At 65.6% G+C, this 18,981-nt stretch carries 11 protein-coding genes; 2 read left to right on the forward strand and 9 right to left on the reverse strand.

Annotated features, from left to right (window positions below):
• Positions 1 to 56: 56 nt before the first annotated feature.
• From B0G71_RS36380 to bcsD, 7 genes are all read right to left on the reverse strand, one after another.
• Complete coding sequence (locus tag B0G71_RS36380; RefSeq protein ID WP_116148036.1) at positions 57 to 4,769, reverse strand: cellulose synthase subunit BcsC-related outer membrane protein; 4,713 nt, start codon at positions 4,767 to 4,769, stop codon at positions 57 to 59.
• Positions 4,760 to 5,941: a cellulose synthase complex periplasmic endoglucanase BcsZ gene (gene bcsZ / locus B0G71_RS36385; RefSeq protein WP_116148038.1), complete on the reverse strand. Its 1,182-nt coding sequence runs from the start codon at positions 5,939 to 5,941 to the stop codon at positions 4,760 to 4,762. Before bcsZ ends, B0G71_RS36380 begins: the two co-directional genes overlap by 10 nt.
• A 10-nt stretch (positions 5,942 to 5,951) precedes the next feature.
• On the reverse strand, positions 5,952 to 8,519 hold the full coding sequence (bcsB, locus tag B0G71_RS36390; RefSeq protein ID WP_116148040.1) for a cellulose biosynthesis cyclic di-GMP-binding regulatory protein BcsB: 2,568 nt from the start codon (positions 8,517 to 8,519) through the stop codon (positions 5,952 to 5,954).
• A gap of 3 nt (positions 8,520 to 8,522) precedes the next feature.
• Positions 8,523 to 10,727, reverse strand: coding sequence for a UDP-forming cellulose synthase catalytic subunit (bcsA, locus tag B0G71_RS36395; RefSeq protein ID WP_116148042.1), 2,205 nt, complete (start codon positions 10,725 to 10,727; stop codon positions 8,523 to 8,525).
• Positions 10,724 to 11,512, reverse strand: coding sequence for a cellulose biosynthesis protein BcsQ (gene bcsQ / locus B0G71_RS36400; RefSeq protein WP_116121894.1), 789 nt, complete (start codon positions 11,510 to 11,512; stop codon positions 10,724 to 10,726). Before bcsQ ends, bcsA begins: the two co-directional genes overlap by 4 nt.
• Entirely contained in the window at positions 11,509 to 12,453 is a 945-nt protein-coding gene (gene bcsP, locus B0G71_RS36405; RefSeq protein ID WP_116148044.1) for a cellulose biosynthesis protein BcsP, read from the reverse strand. Before bcsP ends, bcsQ begins: the two co-directional genes overlap by 4 nt.
• A 192-nt stretch (positions 12,454 to 12,645) precedes the next feature.
• Positions 12,646 to 13,101 (reverse strand): cellulose biosynthesis protein BcsD, encoded by a 456-nt coding sequence (bcsD, locus tag B0G71_RS36410; protein WP_116148046.1) that lies wholly within the window; start codon positions 13,099 to 13,101, stop codon positions 12,646 to 12,648.
• A 557-nt stretch (positions 13,102 to 13,658) separates the two neighbouring features.
• Between bcsD and B0G71_RS36415 the strand changes: the two genes are divergently transcribed.
• A complete protein-coding gene (locus B0G71_RS36415) occupies positions 13,659 to 14,804 on the forward strand; it encodes a GGDEF domain-containing protein (protein WP_116149194.1) in 1,146 nt (381 codons plus the stop codon).
• 137 nt (positions 14,805 to 14,941) lie between these two features.
• On the forward strand, positions 14,942 to 17,275 hold the full coding sequence (locus B0G71_RS36420; RefSeq protein WP_116148048.1) for a bifunctional diguanylate cyclase/phosphodiesterase: 2,334 nt from the start codon (positions 14,942 to 14,944) through the stop codon (positions 17,273 to 17,275).
• 70 nt (positions 17,276 to 17,345) lie between these two features.
• On the opposite strand, the gene hpaI is transcribed toward B0G71_RS36420, so the two are convergent.
• Entirely contained in the window at positions 17,346 to 18,149 is an 804-nt protein-coding gene (hpaI, locus tag B0G71_RS36425) for a 4-hydroxy-2-oxoheptanedioate aldolase (RefSeq protein ID WP_116148050.1), read from the reverse strand.
• A 21-nt stretch (positions 18,150 to 18,170) separates the two neighbouring features.
• Positions 18,171 to 18,974: a 2-oxo-hept-4-ene-1,7-dioate hydratase gene (gene hpaH / locus B0G71_RS36430; protein WP_116148051.1), complete on the reverse strand. Its 804-nt coding sequence runs from the start codon at positions 18,972 to 18,974 to the stop codon at positions 18,171 to 18,173.
• Positions 18,975 to 18,981: the final 7 nt, after the last annotated feature.

Raw genomic sequence — 18,981 nt, forward strand, 5'->3', positions numbered from 1 at the left:
TTGTTTTGCGCACGGCGGCGGCCTGATAAAAGCCGCCGCCGGCATTCACACCCGCATCAATTCGACAACGACAGATACGGCGAAACAAGCGGCGTAGGCGGGAACGGCTGCAAACCGGTCTGCTTGCTGAAGCTATACCGCACATAAACCGCCGCGAGATACTCGCGATATTCATAAGCATTGCCGAGCGAAGCGGTCGCCCCGAACGCCAGTTGCGGCGCGAGTTGATATTCGCCGACTGCGCTGAGCGAATACGACACGCCGGTCTTGCTTTGGCCCGGATACTGTGCGCCGCTCTGCACGCTGGTGCCGACAGTTGCTGCATTACTGATCGCCGCGTTCTGGCGATTGGAACCGTCGTTGAGCGGGAAATAGTTCGACGCATCCTGACGATAATGCTGCACGCCGATCGAGCCCTTCACGTCGTACGTGAACGCGCCATTGCGCCCGGTCCACTCGACCGGCAAGTTCAGGATCACGTACTGTTGCGGGCTGAAATAGCCGCCCTGGCCATAGGTGAAATACGACTGGTTCTTGTCGTATCGCATTAGCGTCGTATTCACGCCGATCGTGAGTGTCTGATCGGCGTCTTTCAGCAGACGCGTATAGATGCCGCCGCCGCCCTTGACCGCAGTATTGCTCAGTACGTTATTGCCGTCGTAATACTGGAACGCCGCATTCACATACAGGCCGCTCGTCCCGTCGTCCCATGCGAGGCTGCCGAGGCCGCCGGTCGAAGTGACGCCGCCCCATTCGAGACCGGAGCCGGAATCCCGCGCGCCGGCATAGGACAGCAGACTGTCGGTCACCGCGCGGCGCGCGACGGCCAGCGAATACGACACCTTGTCGGTGATGCCGCCGTTGTACTTCGCACCGCCCACGATGTTGGTCTCGCGGAACCCGATCGGCGTCACGCCGATGTCGCCGCTGAGGCTGCGGCCCTCGTAGCCGACCGACAAGCCCACGCCGCTAGCCGTCTGGCTGCCGACATTGGCAGCCGAGACCGACGTGCCGTTCGACAGCCCGGCGCCGAAGCGCGCGAGCGTCGAGACATTGTCGGCGGGACTGCCGGCGTCGAGCGTGACAGGCGTCGCCGTGACGACCACGTGGCCGTTGCCCGCCCGGATACGCCCCTGGATCGGCGCTTCGATATCGGTGAGATTGGACAGGCCGTCCTCGCCGGCGCGGTTACGGAACACGATGCCGCCCGAGATGCTGCTCGACTGTTCGCGATTGACCTGCGCGAGTTCTTCCGCGACGCCGAGTGTTTGCGCGTTCGCCACATTCGGCTGCGCGTAGGTGTTGCCATTGCCGTTCGCGCCGGGTTGCGCCGGGTAGTACGGTTGCGCGTAACCGGTGGGAGGCTGCGGAATGTATGGCTGCTGCTGCGCGTAGTAGCCCTGATTCGCGTAAGCCTGCTGCTGCGGCGGTTGAGGTTGATACGGCTGTTGCGCGTAGCCCTGCTGCGGCTGTTGTTGCGGATACGCCTGCTGCCCGTAGTACGGCTGTTGCTGCTGCGGATAACCTTGCTGCTGCCCATAAGGCTGCTGCGAATAGGCGGGTGCATTGCGGCTATTCTTCGACGCACTCTGCTTCTTGCCGGTCGAACGCTTCGGACTCGCGCCCTGCGCGCCATACGGTTGCGTTTGCATCGAACCGGCATTGGCCTGCGCTGCGCGCGCGGCCGGCGACATCGGCCAGGGCGTGGCCGCGTAGCCATCCGGCGTACCGTATTGCGGCTGCTGCGGATAAGGCGCCTGCTGTTGATAGGCCGGGTTGTACTGCTGCGGGGCCTGCTGCATCGGCGGCATCTGCGCCTGCTGCTGCATTGGCGGCTGTCCTTGGCCCGGATAAGGCTGCAACGGCGCGCCCGACTGGCTTGACCCGTAAGTCTCCTGCCCATACCCGCCGGTATTGAGCGCGGGACGCGGCGCGTTATACGGCAAGGCGGCAGGCGCACCGTTCGGCGCATAAGGCTGCGCGGGCGCCGTATAAGGTGCGACGTAAGGCGCGGGTTGCGTAGGCGGCGGATAGTTCGGCACGGTTTGTGTCGGCAAGGAAGACTGCGAATACGGAAGCGCTGAGCGCGCGGCGTTGTAGCCACCGGCGAGCGCGGCGTTGTCGGCGCCGGTTGGCGTGACCGTGGCGGTTTTGCCTTCGAAAGGATTGGTGCCCGGGAGCGGCGTCGCGCCAATCCGGCGCATCGCCGCTTCCCAGCCGCGCGGCACGTTGCTCGCCGGACTGCGCGGCGCGTTGGCCATCAGCGGCGTGTTGGCGGCGACCAGCGAGCGTTGCAGATAAGTCGACGCGAGCGACAGCTTGCCTTCCGCGCGATACATGCGGCCGACGGTGGCGAGCAAGCCGGGGTCTCCCGGCGCCGCGTTCAAGGCCTGTTTCGCGAGTGTTTCGGCGTAACTGAACTGCTTCGCACCGGTCGCGGCGGAGATGGTCGCTTGCAGCAGGTTCAGATCGTCGGGCTTGCGTTGCAGCGCGACGCGATAGCTGGCGAGCGCATTGCGATCGTCGCCGGCCGTCGAATAGAGGCGGCCGAGCGCGGCCTGCAAGTCGGGATTGTCGGGCATGGCCGCGAGCCACGGCGCGATCACGTCGTAAGCGCTCGCGAGGTCGCCTCGCTGGCGCACCGCGTCGCATTGCTTGATGACGATGCCGAGATTCAGGTTGCCGAAGTCGGTGCGTTGCTGCGGCGTCAACTGCATCGACGCGAGCCGGCGCATCACCATGCCGAGTTCGGCTTCCTGTTGCGTGGCTGACAGAATGCCCGCGTATTGCAGCAACAAATCGGTGTTGCCTGGCGCCGCGTTCATGGCGGCGCGCACGAGTCCGAGCGCGCGGTTGGGATCGCCGGCCTGCTGGTAAGCGGCGGCGATCACGCCGATCAGTTCGGGGCTGTTTCCCGCGACCGGCTCGGCCGCGTGCAGTGTGGCGAGCGCCTGCTGCGTCTGCCCGCTGCGCGCCATCCGCGTGGCGAGGTCGGCTTGCTGATGCACCCATAAGCGGTGCTGCAACGTGGTCATCGCGTCGGTGCGCTGGGCGACCGGAATGCGGTCGAGTTGCGCGAGACCCGCCGACCAGTCCTGCGTTTCCGCCGACAGCAACGCGCTCGCATATAGCGCGTCGGTCATGTCGGGATGCGCGGCGAGCAGGCCGTCCATCATGCTGCGCGCGTTGGCGACCGCGCCTTGGCGCACGTAGATGCGCGCGAGGTCGAGCCGCAGCCACGGGTCGTCGGGCGTATTCAGCAGCGCGTCTTCGAACAGACTGCGCGCGCTGCCCAGATCGCCGCGCGCTTCGGCGGCACGCGCTTGCGCGGCCTGCGCTTCGCCACGCAGACGGTTGATGCCGCCCGCCTTCGACTGCTGTTCGGTGTTGAGTTGGTTGGCGAACTGCAATGCCTCGTCGCCGCGGCCTTGCGCAGCGAGCGCGCCGACCAGCCCGCGCACCGCGTCCGGGTTGTCGGCCTGACGGCGCAGCGCCATCCGGTAGGCCTGTTCGGCGCCGCTCGGGTCGCCGTTCGCGAGCAGCATTTCGCCGAGCAGCACCTGCGCGGTGACGTCGGACGGATTCAGCGCGATCGCGCGTTCGAACAGCGACTTCGCCTTCGCGAATTCGCCGTTGCTGCGCGCGCCGATCGCGTCGCTCGTGTAGGTCCAATAGCTCGCGCTGTCGAGCGCGGTTTTCCAGCGCGCCGGATTGCCGTTGCGCGACGCGCGTTCCAGATAGTTGCGGGCTTCGGCGAAATGCTCCTGCTTCAACGCAGCAATGCCCATGCCGCCGAGCGCGTCGGTGTCGTTCGGGCTAGTGGCCAGTACGGAGGAAAACTTCGCGCGCGCCGTGGCCACGTCGTTGCGATCGAGCGCGCTGAAACCGTCGGCGATGGTGCGGCCGCGTGCGTCGGTTGCGGCGTTTTCCTGTGAACGTGCGCGCGCCGCGCTGTCCTGCTGGACCATCGAATCAAAGCGCGCTTTCACGGCGGCGTCATCGGTGGCGGTTTGCAGATAGGCCTGATAGAGCGGGGCGTCGGAGGGCCGCGCGTCGAGCCACAACAGCGCCTGACGCCAGCTTTTTTTCGCCGAGGCGCCGACCGTGCTGTCGCCCGCCAGTTTCTGCAGACGCGCGATGCCGTCGCGGCGCGTCACGTCGCGATAGGTCAGATGCTGCGCATAGGCGAGGGCGTAACGCGGGTCGTCGGGGTTGTCGCGCGCAAGCTGTTCGAGGCCGCGGCGCGCCTGATCCCAACCTTGCGGCGTGGCCGAGAGCGCCTGGTAATACTCGAGTTGCAATTCGGGCGTGGCCGGTTTGCCGTTCAGCGCGCGCTGATATTCCTGCACCGCGCTCGCGCTTTGACCGCTTTGCGCGAGCCGCCGCGCGTCGTTCACGGTCTGGTCGCGCAGGCTCGATTCGCCAAGACGGCGGCCGAGCTCATCCAGATTCGGATAGTTCGGCGCGGCTGCCTTCAGACGCGCCAGATATTGCTGCGCGCCGGCGCCGTCCTTGCGGTCGGCGAGCACCATGCCCATGCCGAAGAGCGCATCGGGCTGCCTGGGATCGATGCGCAGCACCTTCAGCCACGCCTGCTCGGCGAGGTCGCCGCGCTGATGCGATTGCCAGTACTTGCCCTGATCGATCAACACGTTCAAGGGATCTTTCGACGCCTGCGCCAGCGCATCCGGCGCAGCCGTCGCCACGCAGCAGACGGCCGTGAGGCTGAGCGCGAGGCGCAATGACAACGCGAGGGCGCTCAGTCGCATGCGTTCCTCCAACCCGGCACGAGACGTCCGGCTTCGTCAAAACGATAGCGGCCGTCGATGAAGCCCGTGCCGAACAGACCCAGCACACGATCGTAGTAAACCGGTTCGCGGCCCGGCACGTTGGTGTCGAGCGCTGCGAGATGCGTGCGCGCGAGGCCGAGGCCGCGCTCGTCGCCGAGCGCCTTGAAGTACGGCGCGAGTGCAGCCCAGTAGCTGAGCGGTCCTTCGCCGTTGGCCGCGCCGGTGGTCGATGAAACCTTCTCCGGCGGAATGCCGGTTTGCGCGACGCGCGCGCGCATCCCGCCGAGCGCCGCGAGCCAGGGTTTGGCGAGCGGATCGGCGGGCGACGCGAGGCCGGCCCACAGATAGACGCGGATCGCGTCGTAGCTGCCGGTGTCGCCGTTTTTCGGATCGACCACGAACTGGCCGTTTTGCCAGGCCGCCCAGTCGGGCGCGAAGCCTTGCGGCGCAGTCGTTTTGATGAACCTGTAGGCGCTGTCGGCGAGCTTTCCCCAAGGTCCGTTCGGCATCTCGTGCGCGAGTGAGCGCAACACCGGCAGCGGCAAATAGCTCGGATTCAGACGCGTCACGCCGCCGCTTTTGAAGCCTTGCGGTCCGGGCAGCAGCATCGGTCCAACGCCCGGCAGCGTGGTCATTTCCTGACGCGCAATCTGCGCGGCCAGTGCTTCGCCCAACTGCGTGTAAGCCGCTTCATGCCACAGGCGGCCGGCTTGCAGCAGATCGTAGGCGATCCACAGGTCGGAGTCCGATGCGGAATTCGGATCGAGCACGCCATACGAGCCGTCCGCTTTTCTGCCCCATTGCCACGACGGCAGCCGCATGTTCTGCGCGTCGAACTGATTGCCCGAGAGATTGCTGCGAATCCAGCCGAGCAGCCGGTCGAACGTCGCGCGGTCGTTCGCGACCAGCGCGAAGAAGAGCGCGTACGACTGGCCTTCGGAAGTGGTTTGCTGCGCCGGCGTGGAATAGTCGATCACGCGGCCGTCGGCCTGCACGAAGCGTTCGACGAACGTGCGATAGCCGCTCCAATCGCCGCAGGCGCCGGGGGCGGCGGTGGTCTGCGCCACTTTGACGAGGCTGGCGAAACTCGCGGACGCGGCCAGCCCGAGCGTCAGCGCCACGCCGATTTTCTTGTTGATTCGAACCCGCATATCAGTCCTATTAGTCCCTCAGGCGACGCGCGGCGATCGAGCGCAGCGTCCGGTAGAACAGGCCCGCGATGATCAGCGCGGCGAGCACGCCGCCCAGCATCAACAGCAGCGGATGCGACGACAGCGCCCAGCGCAGATACTCCTGCGGCGACAGATGGCCGACGTAATACGCTTCGCCGTTCGAGGTGATGGTGACGGTGCGGCCGTGGATCACGGCCATCGCGCCTTGAATCTGCGGCAACACGTCCGAGTCGAGCAGCGCTGCGGACAGGTCGGCGTCCGACTGGCCGGCCGCGCTCACCAGCGCCACCGCGCTACGGTTCTTCTGCAGCGGCGATTCGAACCCGGTCAGCAACGCGTCGCCGTTCGAACTCACCAGAGTCAGATCGGCGCGCGCCGGCGTGCGCTCTACGCCGCGTTCGCCGTGCCACCAGTCCTCGAGCTTGAAGACGATGTCGGTGAGCTGAAAGGTGCGCGAGTCGCCGTCGCTGGAGAACGGCATCGACTTGGCCCAGCGCTGCAACAACGGCTGCTTGCCCGGCGCGCCGAAAATCAGCAGGTCCTTGTTGGCAAATTTGTCGGCGTCGTCGGCGGTGCCGACCGTGACGCCCGTCACCGGATAGCCGGTCGAGGTCCCCATGCGGCCCATGGTCAGCAGAAACAGGCTGTAGTCGCTCGAATCGGCGTCGTTCGGCAGGATCGCGGCGGTCTCGGAGAGGTCCGCCATGCGCGTGAACGGGAAGCCGCTGTTGGCGAACGCGGCCAGATCCGGCAGCGCCATGTAGTGCGGGAATGACGAGAGGTCGATGGTCGAGTTCGGATCGATCGCGCCGACCACGTTGTCGAGCAGACGGCCATGACATTCGCCGGTATTCGGAATGTCGTAGTAGAAGTGCAGGCGCACCTGGGCGCGCGGCGTCAGCAGCAGCGGCGGAATGTGCAGCGTGCGGCGCGCTTCGGCGGTCTTGTCCGGCAGCACGGTGGCGAAGTAATGGCTCAGCTCGAACACGGAAGCGGATTCGGCGGGAATCGGCAGCGCCTGCACGAAGCCGTTGTTCACGCTCACGTTCAGCGACGAGCGGTCGCGCAGCGGACGCACCGTGTAGCGGTAGCGCAGATCGATCGGCGCGCCCTTGGTGTGCCACATGAACAGATCGGGCGGCACGCGCAGATTCACGCGCACGGCGTCGGCGTCGTAACCGGACACCGTCAGATCGCGCGGATCGGTGAGTTCGCCGAAGCGCACCGGACGATTGGTGGGCAGCCAGTTCGGCGCGTCGTACGGCGCGCGCGGCGCGAGCTCGTTCAGTTGAGTGATGGTCGCGCTCGGGCCCGTCAAGGTGTTCTGGCCGATGCCGAGCGATTTCGCGGCGGTTTTCAGTTCGGCCTCGGTGCGGCCGAGCACGAGCAGCAGTTTGCCGCGCGCCGGCGCTTCGCGATCGACCACCGCGATGGTCGGGCCGGAGATAGCCGGAATGTTGATGCCGGCCGGTCGTTGATCGGAAGTCGCGAACACGACGGCGTTGCCCGACAGCGGCGCATTATCCAGTTGCGCCGGAAACACCGCGCCGCGATAACCGGCGAGCGCGCCGAACCACGACGCCACGATGCCGCCCGCTTCGAGCGTGGCATTGCCCGGCTTTTGCGGGAACACGAACGGCAGCTCGAGACGGCGCACGTCGCGTCGATCGAAGAACGGCGCCGGCAACGCGGCCAGATCCGGCTTGCTGGCGAGCGACGCGTAAGTCAGATCGAGCGAGCTCGCATTGCTGACCGTGGCCCACAGCGACGAGTTGGCCGGGTCTTCACAACTCGTCGTGTAATGGCCGATCAGCTGCACATTCAGATGGTTGAACTCGGTGATGAAGCGCGGATCGATCGAGACGTCGCGCGCTACCAGCATGCCGGCCTGTTCGTGCGGCACGGGCAGGGTGGCGGCGACTTCGCCGTTCACCAGCACCTTGAGCTGCGAGATATTCGCCAGCAGCGCGGGCGAGTAGCTATACACCAGATGCAGGACCGCGCCCGTCACCACTTCGTCGCCGCGCACGGAAAACGCCACGCCGTTCTGGCCGTCGGTGCCGCGCAATTGCAGCGGGTCGAGCGCGCCGAGATCGGCGAAGGTCAGCGTCTGACGCCGGCCGCCCGGCACCAGCGTGCCGGGCTCGGCGGTGGTCGGCGTCCTGACGCCCAACGCTTTGACCGATGACGCGGCGAGCGCCGGCGTCGGTGTCGCCAGTTGCGGCTGCGCCAGCGCGTTCGGATCGTAGGGCACGGCCGGACCCGCCGCGTTCGCAGTGCCGGCGCCGGTCGCAGTCGGCACAACCGGCTTGCTCTGAACGGAGCTCGCCGCACTCTGCCCGGCGCCCGTCGGGTTTGCACCGCCTGCAACCGCCGCCACGGCTTCAGCCGCCGAGGCGAGCGGCGCGGCCAGCGCCGTCTGCATTGCCAGCCAGCACGCGAGGCCGCGCATCAGCCGTTGCGAGCCGGGGCGCGTCACGCGATGCATGTTCAATCCGGTCCCGCTGCGCTCGTGATTCGAGCGTTCGATGTTGCCCTTCGCCATCCAGTTGCGCATAGATCAGTCTTTCGTTTTTAGCTTCTTGACGTCCATTGGACGGCTTTTCATCGAGCTGCGAAGGTCGGCATAAAGATGCTCGAACAGACCCGCGATACCGCGCGCGCCCACCGTCAGCACATGCGACAGGCCGCGCAGGGGCGTGTCCTGCTGCCGTCCTTCCGCCCAGCCGGTCCAGGCGTCGGCGCGTGCAAAGGTGGTCTTGACGAACTCGTACTCCTGCTCGCGCGTCATGGTGGAGAAGCGCAGGCCCACGCGTCCTGGGGCGGTGAAGCCGACGGTCGCGGGGAACGCGTATTCCTCGTCGCCGCGAAACAGCGAGACGGTCACGCGCTCGTGCATCGGCACCTGGATCGCGGCGGGCAGCGCCACGCCCACGCCGCCTTCCGAGTAGTCGATGGTTTGGCAGGCGAGCGTGCGGCCGGTCGAAAACTTCAGCATGACGGGCATCTGCATCGCCACGCGGTGCACCGCGCGAATCTGCTTGCGCTCGCTCGCGGCGGCCACGCTCGCGCCGAGAATCAGCATGTTGTACGTGGTCCATCCGAGGTTGAGGATAGTGGTCTGCACCACGCTGCGCACATGCCAGTTGAAGTAGATGTGCACGACGCCCACGCAGAAGCCGATCAGGTTCAGCAACAGCAGGAACAGGTAGGGCCGCGAGATCGCCCAGTCGAAATAGTTCTTCTCGATCTGGCCGCCCTTGGCCGTCACGTTGAACTTGCCGAGCTTTGGGTTGATGAGCGCGAGCAGCGTCGGTGCGGTGATGTACGAGGCCAGCACCGACTCATAGACTTCCGCCCAGAACGAATGGCGGAACGAGCGCTGCATGCGCGAGTTGGTGATGCTCGCGTGCATCATGTGCGGCAGCGCATAAATCGCGATCGTGCCGGCGGCGGCTTCGATCACGTGCGCGCCGAAAAACAGATACGACAGCGGCGCGGTGAGAAACACCAGACGCGGGATGCCGTAGAAGAAGTGCATCATCGCATTCAGATAGCACAGGCGCTGGCCAATTTTGAGGCCCTTGCCGGTGAGCGGATTGTCGATGCGGAAAATCTGCGTCATGCCGCGCGCCCAGCGAATCCGCTGGCCGATGTGGCCGGACAGAGATTCCGTGGCCAGCCCCGCGGCTTGCGGAATCGCCAGATACGCGGTGGTGTAGCCGAGACGGTGCAGCTTCAAGGCGGTGTGCGCGTCTTCAGTCACGGTCTCGACCGCGATGCCGCCGATCTCCTCGACCATGGTCCGGCGCAGCAGCGCGCACGAGCCGCAGAAGAAGGTGGCGTTCCACAGATCGTTGCCGTCCTGCACGAGGCCATAGAACAACTCGCCTTCGTTCGGCACTTTGCGGAAAGTGCCGAGGTTGCGTTCGAACGGGTCGGCGGAGAAGAAGTGATGCGGCGTTTGCAGCATGGACAGCAGCTTGTCGCGCAGGAACCAGCCGAGGCCGATCTGCAGGAACGAGCGGGTCGGAATGTGATCGCAATCGAAGATCGCGAGGTATTCGCCGCTGGTGATCTTCAATGCCTCGTTGATGTTGCCGGCTTTCGCGTGGCGGTTGTGCGTGCGGATGGTCCAGTTGACGCCGACCTCTTCGCAGAACGCCTTGAACTCGGGGCGGCGGCCGTCGTCGAGCACGTGGATCGAAATCTTCTCGGCCGGATAGTCGAGCGCGAGCGCGGCGTAGATGGTCGGCTTCACCACCGAGAGCGGCTCGTTGTAGGTCGGAATGAACACGTCGACGGTCGGCCATTGGTCGCGCGACGCGGGCAGCGGCATCGGCGTGCGCTTGAGCGGCCACGCGGTCTGGAAGTAGCCGAGCAGCAGCACGATGGTCGAATACACTTCGGCGGAGACCAGCAGCAGGCCCCAGCCGGCGTCGAGCGGATGCTCCCAGTAGGTGGTCGCGGTCAGGCGCCAGAACATATAGCGGCCCGACGTCACCACCGAGAGCATGATCATCACCATCGTCGCGTAACGGCCTTGCAGACGGCGGAACATCAGCGCGGTCACGAAGCAGCAGGTTGCGAACGTCAACTGTTCGTAGAAGGCGAGCGGCACGGTGAACACGAAGTACAGCATCACCAGCGCGAACAGCGTGACGAGTCCGGTGACGATGCGGCTGTTCCAGAAGCGCGCGTCGACGAAACGATCGAGCCGCGACGACTCGGCGGGCTCCAGGCCCGGCGCTGGAGACGTGCTCATGCGACGTTCCTCGGCGAGACGGCGATCGCGTCGAGCGCCGCCAGCAGCCATGCGCCGCACGACTTGAAATCGGCGGCCGCCTGGCTGAGTGGATCGTAGTGAATCAGCGTGGTGTCGCACGCGAGCGCTTCGCTCACGCCTTCGTCCAGGTGGATCACGCCGGGGAACAGTTTGGTGCCGAGCATCTGGCGCAGCACCTTGAGCACGTCTTTGGTCAGCTGGCGCGACTGGTCGATCTGGTTGACCACATAGCCCTCGCCCCCGAACTCAGCGCGCGGCGCCGCGTAGGCTGCGATCAGCCGCTCCATCTGCGGAATCGCGGCGTACGACGCGGCGTCGGCGAGCACCACGTTCAGCGTGAAGGTGGCCGCCGTCAGGGCCGTGCGGACATACGTGGACGAGCCCGGCGGCGTGTCGATGATCACGATGTCGGACGCGTCGAGGCGCAGGTTCTGCAGCGACTGCGCGAGCCAGCGCGGATCCTGGTCGATGTGCGCTTCGAAGCGGCGGCGGTCGTCTTCGAGCAGCGCGCCGTAGGGCAGCACGGTCACGCCGTCGACGCCGTCGAACATCACGGATTGCCACGGGTCGCCCGTCAGCGTGGCGCGCGACAGACCGTCGATGCTGTCGAGCGGCACGCCGAAGTGCAGACGCAGGGCGTTCTGCGGGTCGAGGTCGAGCGCGATCACACGCCGGCCGCCGGAGGCCAGCACCGATGCCAGATTGGCGGCAAGAGTGGTCTTGCCGACCCCGCCTTTGGCGGACACCACCGCGATGACTTTCATGAGCGACGAGGGCCGTTGATCAGCCACGAGTTGGAGGTGGCGGGCGCGGCGGCGCGCGTGGCGCCGGCCGGTGCTGCGGCTTGAGCGGGGGTGCCGCGCAAACGGTCGAAGACCGACTGCAATGGCGCGGATGCATCGCTGGCCTTGGCCGGTTGCGGCGGCGCGGATGCGAATGCGGGTTCCGGCGCGAAGAGCTTGCCGAGGATGGAAGCGGGTTGCGTCGGAGCGGCGGGTGAGGCGGGTGCAAGCGGCGCGCTCGTGCTCGCATAAGCACGCGCGGACGCCGGGGTCTGTGCCCAGTTCGGCGCGGCGGCCGCGACCGCTTGCATCACCGGCGGTCGCAGCGGGATCGCCGGCGGCACGGAAACCGGTTGCGCGGCGTGAGGCACGGGAGCAAGCGGCGCTGTCCGTGCCGCACTCGCAGCCGAAGCGAACGGAGTTGCAGCCGACGTGCTCTGAACCGGAGCCTGAGGCGCGGTTGGCGCGGTTGGCGCGGTTTGCGCAGCCACCGGCGCGACGGCTTCCACTCGAACCGCGCCAACTGCCGCTGGCGGCGTCGCGTCGCTTTTCGATTCGAGTTCGCCGAAGCGCGACGCACCCTTCGGCCCATTCACCGGCGCGGCCACAGCGACCGGCGGAATATCCCGCCGATGCGAACGCGTGAACAGCGGCGCCTTCGCGCGCGTGACAGAGGCCGCATCTTTTGGCGTGGTGTCCTGACGATCGACGGCCACCGCCGCCTCGACCGCCTGCGACCGAGGCTTGGCCTCGCGATGCTGCCCGATGGCGGGAATCGTCGGCTGCGTCAGATCGAGCGTCACTAATAGCGGCCAACGGGTGCGCGCCGAACGCGCTTCGTTCTCGCGGCCGATTTCCTGGTACGCATTGGCGTCGCCGCCAAAATGATCGAAAAGTTTCTCGATGTCGCTCGATGAGCTCATAGTGCCGCCGTCTTATTCATGCCTACCCTTGCCCCGATCCTGACTTGCGTTCGCGGCCCTGAAACGCCGGTCCTGCCTGTTCTGCCACTTCACGCGCACCGGTCTGGCGCGTTCCTCTACTGCTCATTGCTATGGTGTCCATTCACAAACGAGGCCCATCTATCCGGCCACATGTTCATCACCGTGCGGCGTTCAAACAGGATGACGGCCCAGACGAAATTCGATCGCGGTGTCCTCGCTGTACCCGCTCGTTTGCGCGACCGACAGACCTTGCGCGCCCAGCGCGCTCAACCAGGTCTGATACACGCCTTCGAGAAAGGCCGGCGTCCATGCAAGCGCCGCGCCGCCGAATGCCTGCAACGGCGCGCAGTAGTGGACGATGCGCAGCGACTCGGGTTCGTCCGCCAACTCGACGTAGCCCCAATCCATTTCATGCCAGTGCAGATTCAAAGTCCGTGCGAGTTCGGCGGTGGAGTCGCAGGCGGGCAACGGATGCGCCGCGGCAAACCGGCTGCCGACGCGATGCATCAGCTGACGCAGTTCGTCGCGACCGATCTGCGCTTCGAACTCGGTGGCCAAGGCGGTGAGCATGCCGCGCCACTGCGGCGAGATCTGGCGTTCCAGCAGGTAATCGAGAATGGGGACCATGTTTTGCGAGAAATGGTCGTTGCTTTGACTGCTTAAAAAAATTAGATGCCACGACCGGGTGAAAAGAAGAAGTCTTGCGGGAAATTGCGTATTGCACGCGGCCTAGGTTAATTTTACCGGGCTGTCTAGTCTGTCCACCACACTTCGAAGCAGTCTACTTAAGACATTAACTTTTGGCCACTTTCCATTCGTCTGTTTATACGCGCAATCGATTGCGATGGATGCATTCTGGATTAAGTAATTTTTGCTGCCTGAATCGCCCGCGCGCTGAGCCATCATGGAGGGCCGGTAAGAATGTGTCCGTCATGGCTGTATTAACGGCTCGACTCGCCAGGTGATTTAGCATTTTTGGTTTCGTGATAAATGCAACGTTTCGCGATTGGGAAGCAGTTGTGATCGTCCTCCGGCGGAAATTCTTTCTGAATCTTTCGGAGCCCTTGCACGCCCAATTTTTTTGTCCGAGCCGCTAAGCTTGCGGACTTGCATCAAGGTGCGCACGCAAAAAGAACGGGCGTACGTGGCGAATGCCGACGATGCCGTTTGATTCATTCACTGCAATGCTCAATCCACTCAGTATTCTTCTGGTCACCGTGTTGTCGAGCGCCATGGCGATGGCCGTGCTCGGTTCGTTGTGGCGCGCGGCGATCCCCGGCGTCGGTTACTGGATCTCGGCCAACGCGATCGCGATCGTCGCGTTGCTGGCTTTCGCGTTGCAAGGCCATGGGTCGCGCTGGCTGACCTTCGTGGCGTCCAACGTGTTGCTGGCTGCTTCGCTGCAGCTCGTAGTCGAAGGCTGTTGTCGCTTTCTAGGGCGCCGCGCGCGTCCGTGGCCGGCTTACGTCGGCCTTGTCGCCGTGCTGCTCGGCATCTCGTACTGGACCTTCGCCGCGCCGGACTTCAACGCGCGCGTCGCGCTGGTGTCGGCGTTTCACGCGGCGCTATATGCCGCGCTCGCCGCGCTCATGCTGCGCGGCCGTCCCGCGCACCGGCCGCGCTATAGCTACTATTTCCTCGCGGTGGCAGCAATGCTGCTGTGCGCCGGGCATGCGTCGCGCGGGCTCATGTACGGCTTCGGTCTCATGACGCAAAGCAGCCTGATGCAAGTGTCGCCGTCCAACATCATTTTTCTCGCGCTGGGCATTCTTGCGCCGCCCTGTCTTTCGATCGGCGTGGTGATGCTCGCGCACGACCGCCTCGCCGAGCGGCTCGAACGGCTGGCCAACGTCGACGACCTGACCGGCGCGCTGTCGCGCCGCGCGTTTCTCGCGATCGGCGACGCGCTGCTGAGCGCGTCGCTGCGTAGCCGCTCGCCGGTGGCGCTGGCGATCATCGACATCGACTCGTTCAAGGCCGTCAACGATAACTACGGCCACGCTGCGGGCGACCAGGTGCTGAAACACTTCGCGACCTTCGTCGCCGGCAACCTGCGAGTCGGCGATGTGTTCGGCCGGCTGGGCGGCGAGGAATTCGGCGTGCTGTGCCCGGCCACCAGCGCCGCCGAAGCAGTGAGCCTGCTCGACCGTCTGCGCGGCCGCCTGGCCGCGGCCGCGCCGGATGAGTTGCCGCGTGGGCTGCGGTACACCTTCAGCGTCGGTGTGGATCAGTTTCGGCGCGATGAATCGCTCGCCCAGCTGATGGCGCGCGCGGACGGCGCGTTGTATGCGGCCAAGGCGTCCGGCCGCAATCGCGTGATGGCGGCGTAGAGCGAGCGGAAAGCGGAAAAGGGGAGAGCGCGACAGGAGAAATCTTCGGCCTATTTGTATGGAAGGCATAAATATTTGTCAGACATTTGCCGATATCCATTGGCAGAGTGACCGGAACCAGGCTGATATCTATCAATATGCTTTCCACCGCAACGCAGCACCAGTCCGACGCCGGATTGCGCGATCGCTTCCACGGGCGCTCGCTCGAGCACCAGCGTCCGCTGTCCACCGTGACCATGGCATTCACCGTGGTCGCGTTCCTGTGCTTCGTCGGGGCGCGCAGTCTGGTCGACGGCCCGGCTGCGCCGCTCGCCTACCGGCTCACGTGTGCGCTGCTGCTCGCCTTGCTGGTGCTGGCGATTCCGCGCGCCAAGTCGACGTGGAGTTTCGGCCTGATCGGGGTTGCCTACTCGCAGGTGCTGGTGGCGGGCATGGCGATGAACATCGTCGGCGTGGCGCAACCGTTGCTGTGGACGCTGCCCGCCATGGTCGTGATACCGATCTGCGCCGCGCCGCTATGGCTCACGCCGACGCACTTCGTCACCGGCAGCGTGCTCTTCTATGCCACGGCGTTCGCGCTGCTGTTCGGCGCGCCGTTGACGCATGACGTCGCGACGGTGGTGTGGATGTGGATCGTGGTGATCGGCGTGCCGACTTCCGCGGTGTTTCACTTCGGCTTCTACCGGTTTCGCCGCAGCCACTTTCTGCTGGAAAGCCAGCTCGCGCAACTCGCCGCAACTGACCCGCTGACCGGCCTGCAAAACCGCCGCGCGTTCGTCAAACAGGCCGAACGCCGCCTCGACAGTGTCACGCCGGATACGCGGATCAGCGCGATCTTTCTCGACATCGACAACTTCAAATCCCTGAACGACCGCTTCGGCCATGCAGTCGGCGACCAGGCGCTGTACCAGGTCGCCCAGGTGCTGACGGAAGAGGTCTCCGCGGACGACAGCGTGAGCCGCATCGGCGGCGAGGAATTCGCGCTGCTGCTGGGCGACGGTCTTACGGGCGCGCTTCATGTGGCTGAACGGCTGCGCCAGGCGATCGCCGCCATCGAGCGGCCGGACGGCCGCCTGACCGCGAGCTTCGGCGTGGCCGAGCACCGCAGTGGCGAAAGCATCATGGTGCTGCTCGATCGCGCCGACGAAGCCTTGCTGCGCGCCAAGCATTCCGGCAGAAACCGGGTATGCGCCGAGCGCGCGCTGCCGCGCGAGGCGCTGCAACTGCTGGCCGACGACGGATCCTACGAAGGCGGGGCGCCCGTGCGGCGGCACCGTTGGGAGGAGTACTACCTCACGTCGCATTTTCAGCCGCTCTACAGTTTGTCGCATCAGAAGCAGGTGGGCTTCGAGGCCTTGCTGCGCGGCGAGCAGGAGGACGGCACGCTGGTGCTGCCCGCGGTGCTGTTCGCACCCCGGCCTTCGAGCGACGAAGGCGCGCTCGACCGCGCGAGTCACGTCGTGCATCTGGCCGGCGCGCGCCAGGCGCTGCCGGACGACGCGTGGCTCTTCCTCAACATTCTGCCGGCCACGTTCATCGCGGAAGGCTACGCCGATCAGCTGGCGAAAATCGTGCGGGCGGTGGGGCTCGAACCTGAGCGCGTGGTTCTGGAGATTCTCGAATCGCACGGCGGCAGTGTCGACGACATGTCGCGGGCGGCGGCGCTGTACCGCCAGCACGGTTTCCTGATCGCCGTCGACGATTTCGGCGCCGGCCAGTCGAATCTCGACCGGCTGCTCAGGATCCGCCCGGACCTCGTCAAGCTCGACGGCGAACTGATTCGCGCGACGGGTCACGGCACCGAGCAGCCGATTCTGCCGAAACTCGTTTCGTTGCTGCATCTGGCGGGGATGCTGGTGGTCGTCGAAGGCGTGGAGACCACGGAAGAACTGATTCTCGCGGTGGAATCGAATGTGGATTTCGCGCAGGGTTATCTGCTGGGGCGGCCGGCCAGAGAGATCGCGCCGCCGGAGTCGGTGCACCGGCGCATCGATGAGGCTTTCGATGTGATCGCGCAAGGGCGGGCGCATCAGCATGCGTTGTTCGAAACCGAAGTGGAGCCCTACCGGGTTGCCTTGCGGCTCGCTGCCGATGCCTTGCTGGCCGGTGTGGCCATGGACGACGCGTTCGCTCAACTGGCGAGGTTCGAGCGCTGCGTCAGCTGTTTCATTCTCGACGACGCGGGCAGGCAGATCGGGCATGAGGTGCAGGGGCCGGCATGGAGCGCGGACGGGGCCTCGCTGCAACCCGTGGCGAATCCGCGCGATGCGCGCTGGGATCATCGGCCGTATTTTCGTAACGCGGTATTGCTGCCGGGCGCGGCGGTGTCGAGCAATCCTTATCTTTCGCTGGCGAGCGGCAGGCCGTGTATCGCGGTGACGCTGGCGCTGCAGTTCGCCACCGAGCGGTCCGTGATCGGGGTGGAACTGGACTGGTCGGCGCCGGGCTTGCCTTGGCCCGCGGGGGAATAGGGCTTCTTCTTCCCTTTCATTGTCCTTTTGCCACGGCGCGGCCCTGCATGTTCGCGCTGAACGGGTCGGGTCAGTACCCGCCCTTGGGCGATGCCGCCATCGTCGCAGTCTTTTTATACGACGCCGCCAGATCGGCCGCCGCGCGGCTCAGCAAACCCGTGTCCGTGCCGACCGCCACAAAAGTCGCGCCTGCTTCGAGGTAGTCGGCGGCAATCGCGGGATCGGGCGCGAGCACGCCGGCCGCTTTGCCCGCGCGCAGCACGCTCTGGATGCCGTCGCGAATCGCTTCGCGCACGCTGGCATGACCGGGTTTGCCGAGCAGCCCCATCGACGCGCTGAGGTCCGAAGGACCGAAAAACACACCGTCGACGCCGTCCACCGTCGCGATCGCGGGCAGATTCGCCATGCCCTGCACGGTTTCCACTTGCACCAGCACGCACAATTCGTCGGCGGCCGTGTTCAGGTAATCCGGTATCCGGTTCCAACGCGATGCGCGCGCCAGTGCACTGCCTACGCCGCGAATGCCTTGCGGCGGATAGCGCGTGGCCGCGACCGCGTCGGCGGCCTGCCCGGCGGTGTCGATCATCGGCAGCAACAGGGTCTGCGCGCCGATGTCGAGCAATTGCTTGATCAGCGCGCTGTCGCTGCGCACCGGACGCACTACCGGATGCGACGCATATGCGGCCACCGCCTGCAATTGCGCGAGCGTGCTGCGTACATCGTTGGGCGCATGCTCGTTGTCGATCAGCAGCCAGTCGAAGCCGGCGGTGGCCAGCAACTCGGTCACGTAGGCGTCGGCGAGTGCGGCCCACAGGCCGAATTGCGGTTTGCCTTCGGCGAGCGCGCGCTTGAATGGGTTCTGCGGGAGAGACATGTCGTGTCGGCTCAAATGAGTTCAGATGAAATTCAAACCGATGCCGCCCAGCGGACCGTAGTCCACGTGGAAGGTGTCGCCTGCGCGCGCGGTGATCGGACTGGTGAACGAGCCGCTCAGAATCACGTCGTTCGCGTTGAGCGTTTCATCGTACGCAGCGATTTTGTTGGCCAGCCAGGCCACACCGGTGGCCGGATGATTCAGCACGGCGGCCGCGAGACCGCTTTCTTCGACGGTGCCGTTCTTGTAGAGCAACGCGCCGACCCAGCGCAGGTCGACATCCAGCGGACGCACGGGCCGGCCGCCCAGCACGATGCCTGCGTTCGCCGCGAAGTCGGAGATCGTGTCGTAGACCTTGCGCGGGGCTTTGGTTTCGCGGTCGAACTGTTCGATGCGCGCGTCGATGATTTCCACGGCCGGCGTCACGTAAGCGGTCGCGTCCAGCACATCGAATAGCGTGACCCCCGGACCCTTCAACGGCTTGCTCAACACGAACGCCAGTTCCACTTCAACGCGCGGCGCAATGAAGCGGTCCGCACGAATGTCCTGACCGTTTTCGATGAACATGCTGTCAAGCAGCGGCGCGTAGTCGGGTTCGTCGATCTGCGACGAGCGCTGCATCGCCCGCGAGGTGAGGCCGATTTTGCGGCCCTTGATCACGTGGCCTTCGGCGAGCTTGAGCTTGACCCACTCGCGTTGAATCGCATAGCCGTCCTGCACGGTCATCTGCGGATAAGCGGCCGAGAAGTGGCGCAGTTGCGTGCGCGTTTTCTCGGCTTGGTCGAGTTGTGCCGCGAGCTCGCGGATCGTCTGTTCATCTAGCATGATGGAT

It is taken from the genome of Paraburkholderia sp. BL27I4N3 (assembly GCF_003386115.1).
Lineage (GTDB): Bacteria > Pseudomonadota > Gammaproteobacteria > Burkholderiales > Burkholderiaceae > Paraburkholderia.

Bases quoted from the DNA above. Each gene is read 5' to 3' on its own strand.
- B0G71_RS36380 (WP_116148036.1), bottom strand. From the start codon at position 4,769: ATGCGACTGAGCGCCCTCGCGTTGTCATTGCGCCTCGCGCTCAGCCTC.
- bcsZ (WP_116148038.1), bottom strand. From the start codon at position 5,941: ATGCGGGTTCGAATCAACAAGAAAATCGGCGTGGCGCTGACGCTCGGG.
- bcsB (WP_116148040.1), bottom strand. From the start codon at position 8,519: ATGCGCAACTGGATGGCGAAGGGCAACATCGAACGCTCGAATCACGAG.
- bcsA (WP_116148042.1), bottom strand. From the start codon at position 10,727: ATGAGCACGTCTCCAGCGCCGGGCCTGGAGCCCGCCGAGTCGTCGCGG.
- bcsQ (WP_116121894.1), bottom strand. From the start codon at position 11,512: ATGAAAGTCATCGCGGTGGTGTCCGCCAAAGGCGGGGTCGGCAAGACC.
- bcsP (WP_116148044.1), bottom strand. From the start codon at position 12,453: ATGAGCTCATCGAGCGACATCGAGAAACTTTTCGATCATTTTGGCGGC.
- bcsD (WP_116148046.1), bottom strand. From the start codon at position 13,101: ATGGTCCCCATTCTCGATTACCTGCTGGAACGCCAGATCTCGCCGCAG.
- B0G71_RS36415 (WP_116149194.1), top strand. From the start codon at position 13,659: ATGCTCAATCCACTCAGTATTCTTCTGGTCACCGTGTTGTCGAGCGCC.
- B0G71_RS36420 (WP_116148048.1), top strand. From the start codon at position 14,942: ATGCTTTCCACCGCAACGCAGCACCAGTCCGACGCCGGATTGCGCGAT.
- hpaI (WP_116148050.1), bottom strand. From the start codon at position 18,149: ATGTCTCTCCCGCAGAACCCATTCAAGCGCGCGCTCGCCGAAGGCAAA.
- hpaH (WP_116148051.1), bottom strand. From the start codon at position 18,974: ATGCTAGATGAACAGACGATCCGCGAGCTCGCGGCACAACTCGACCAA.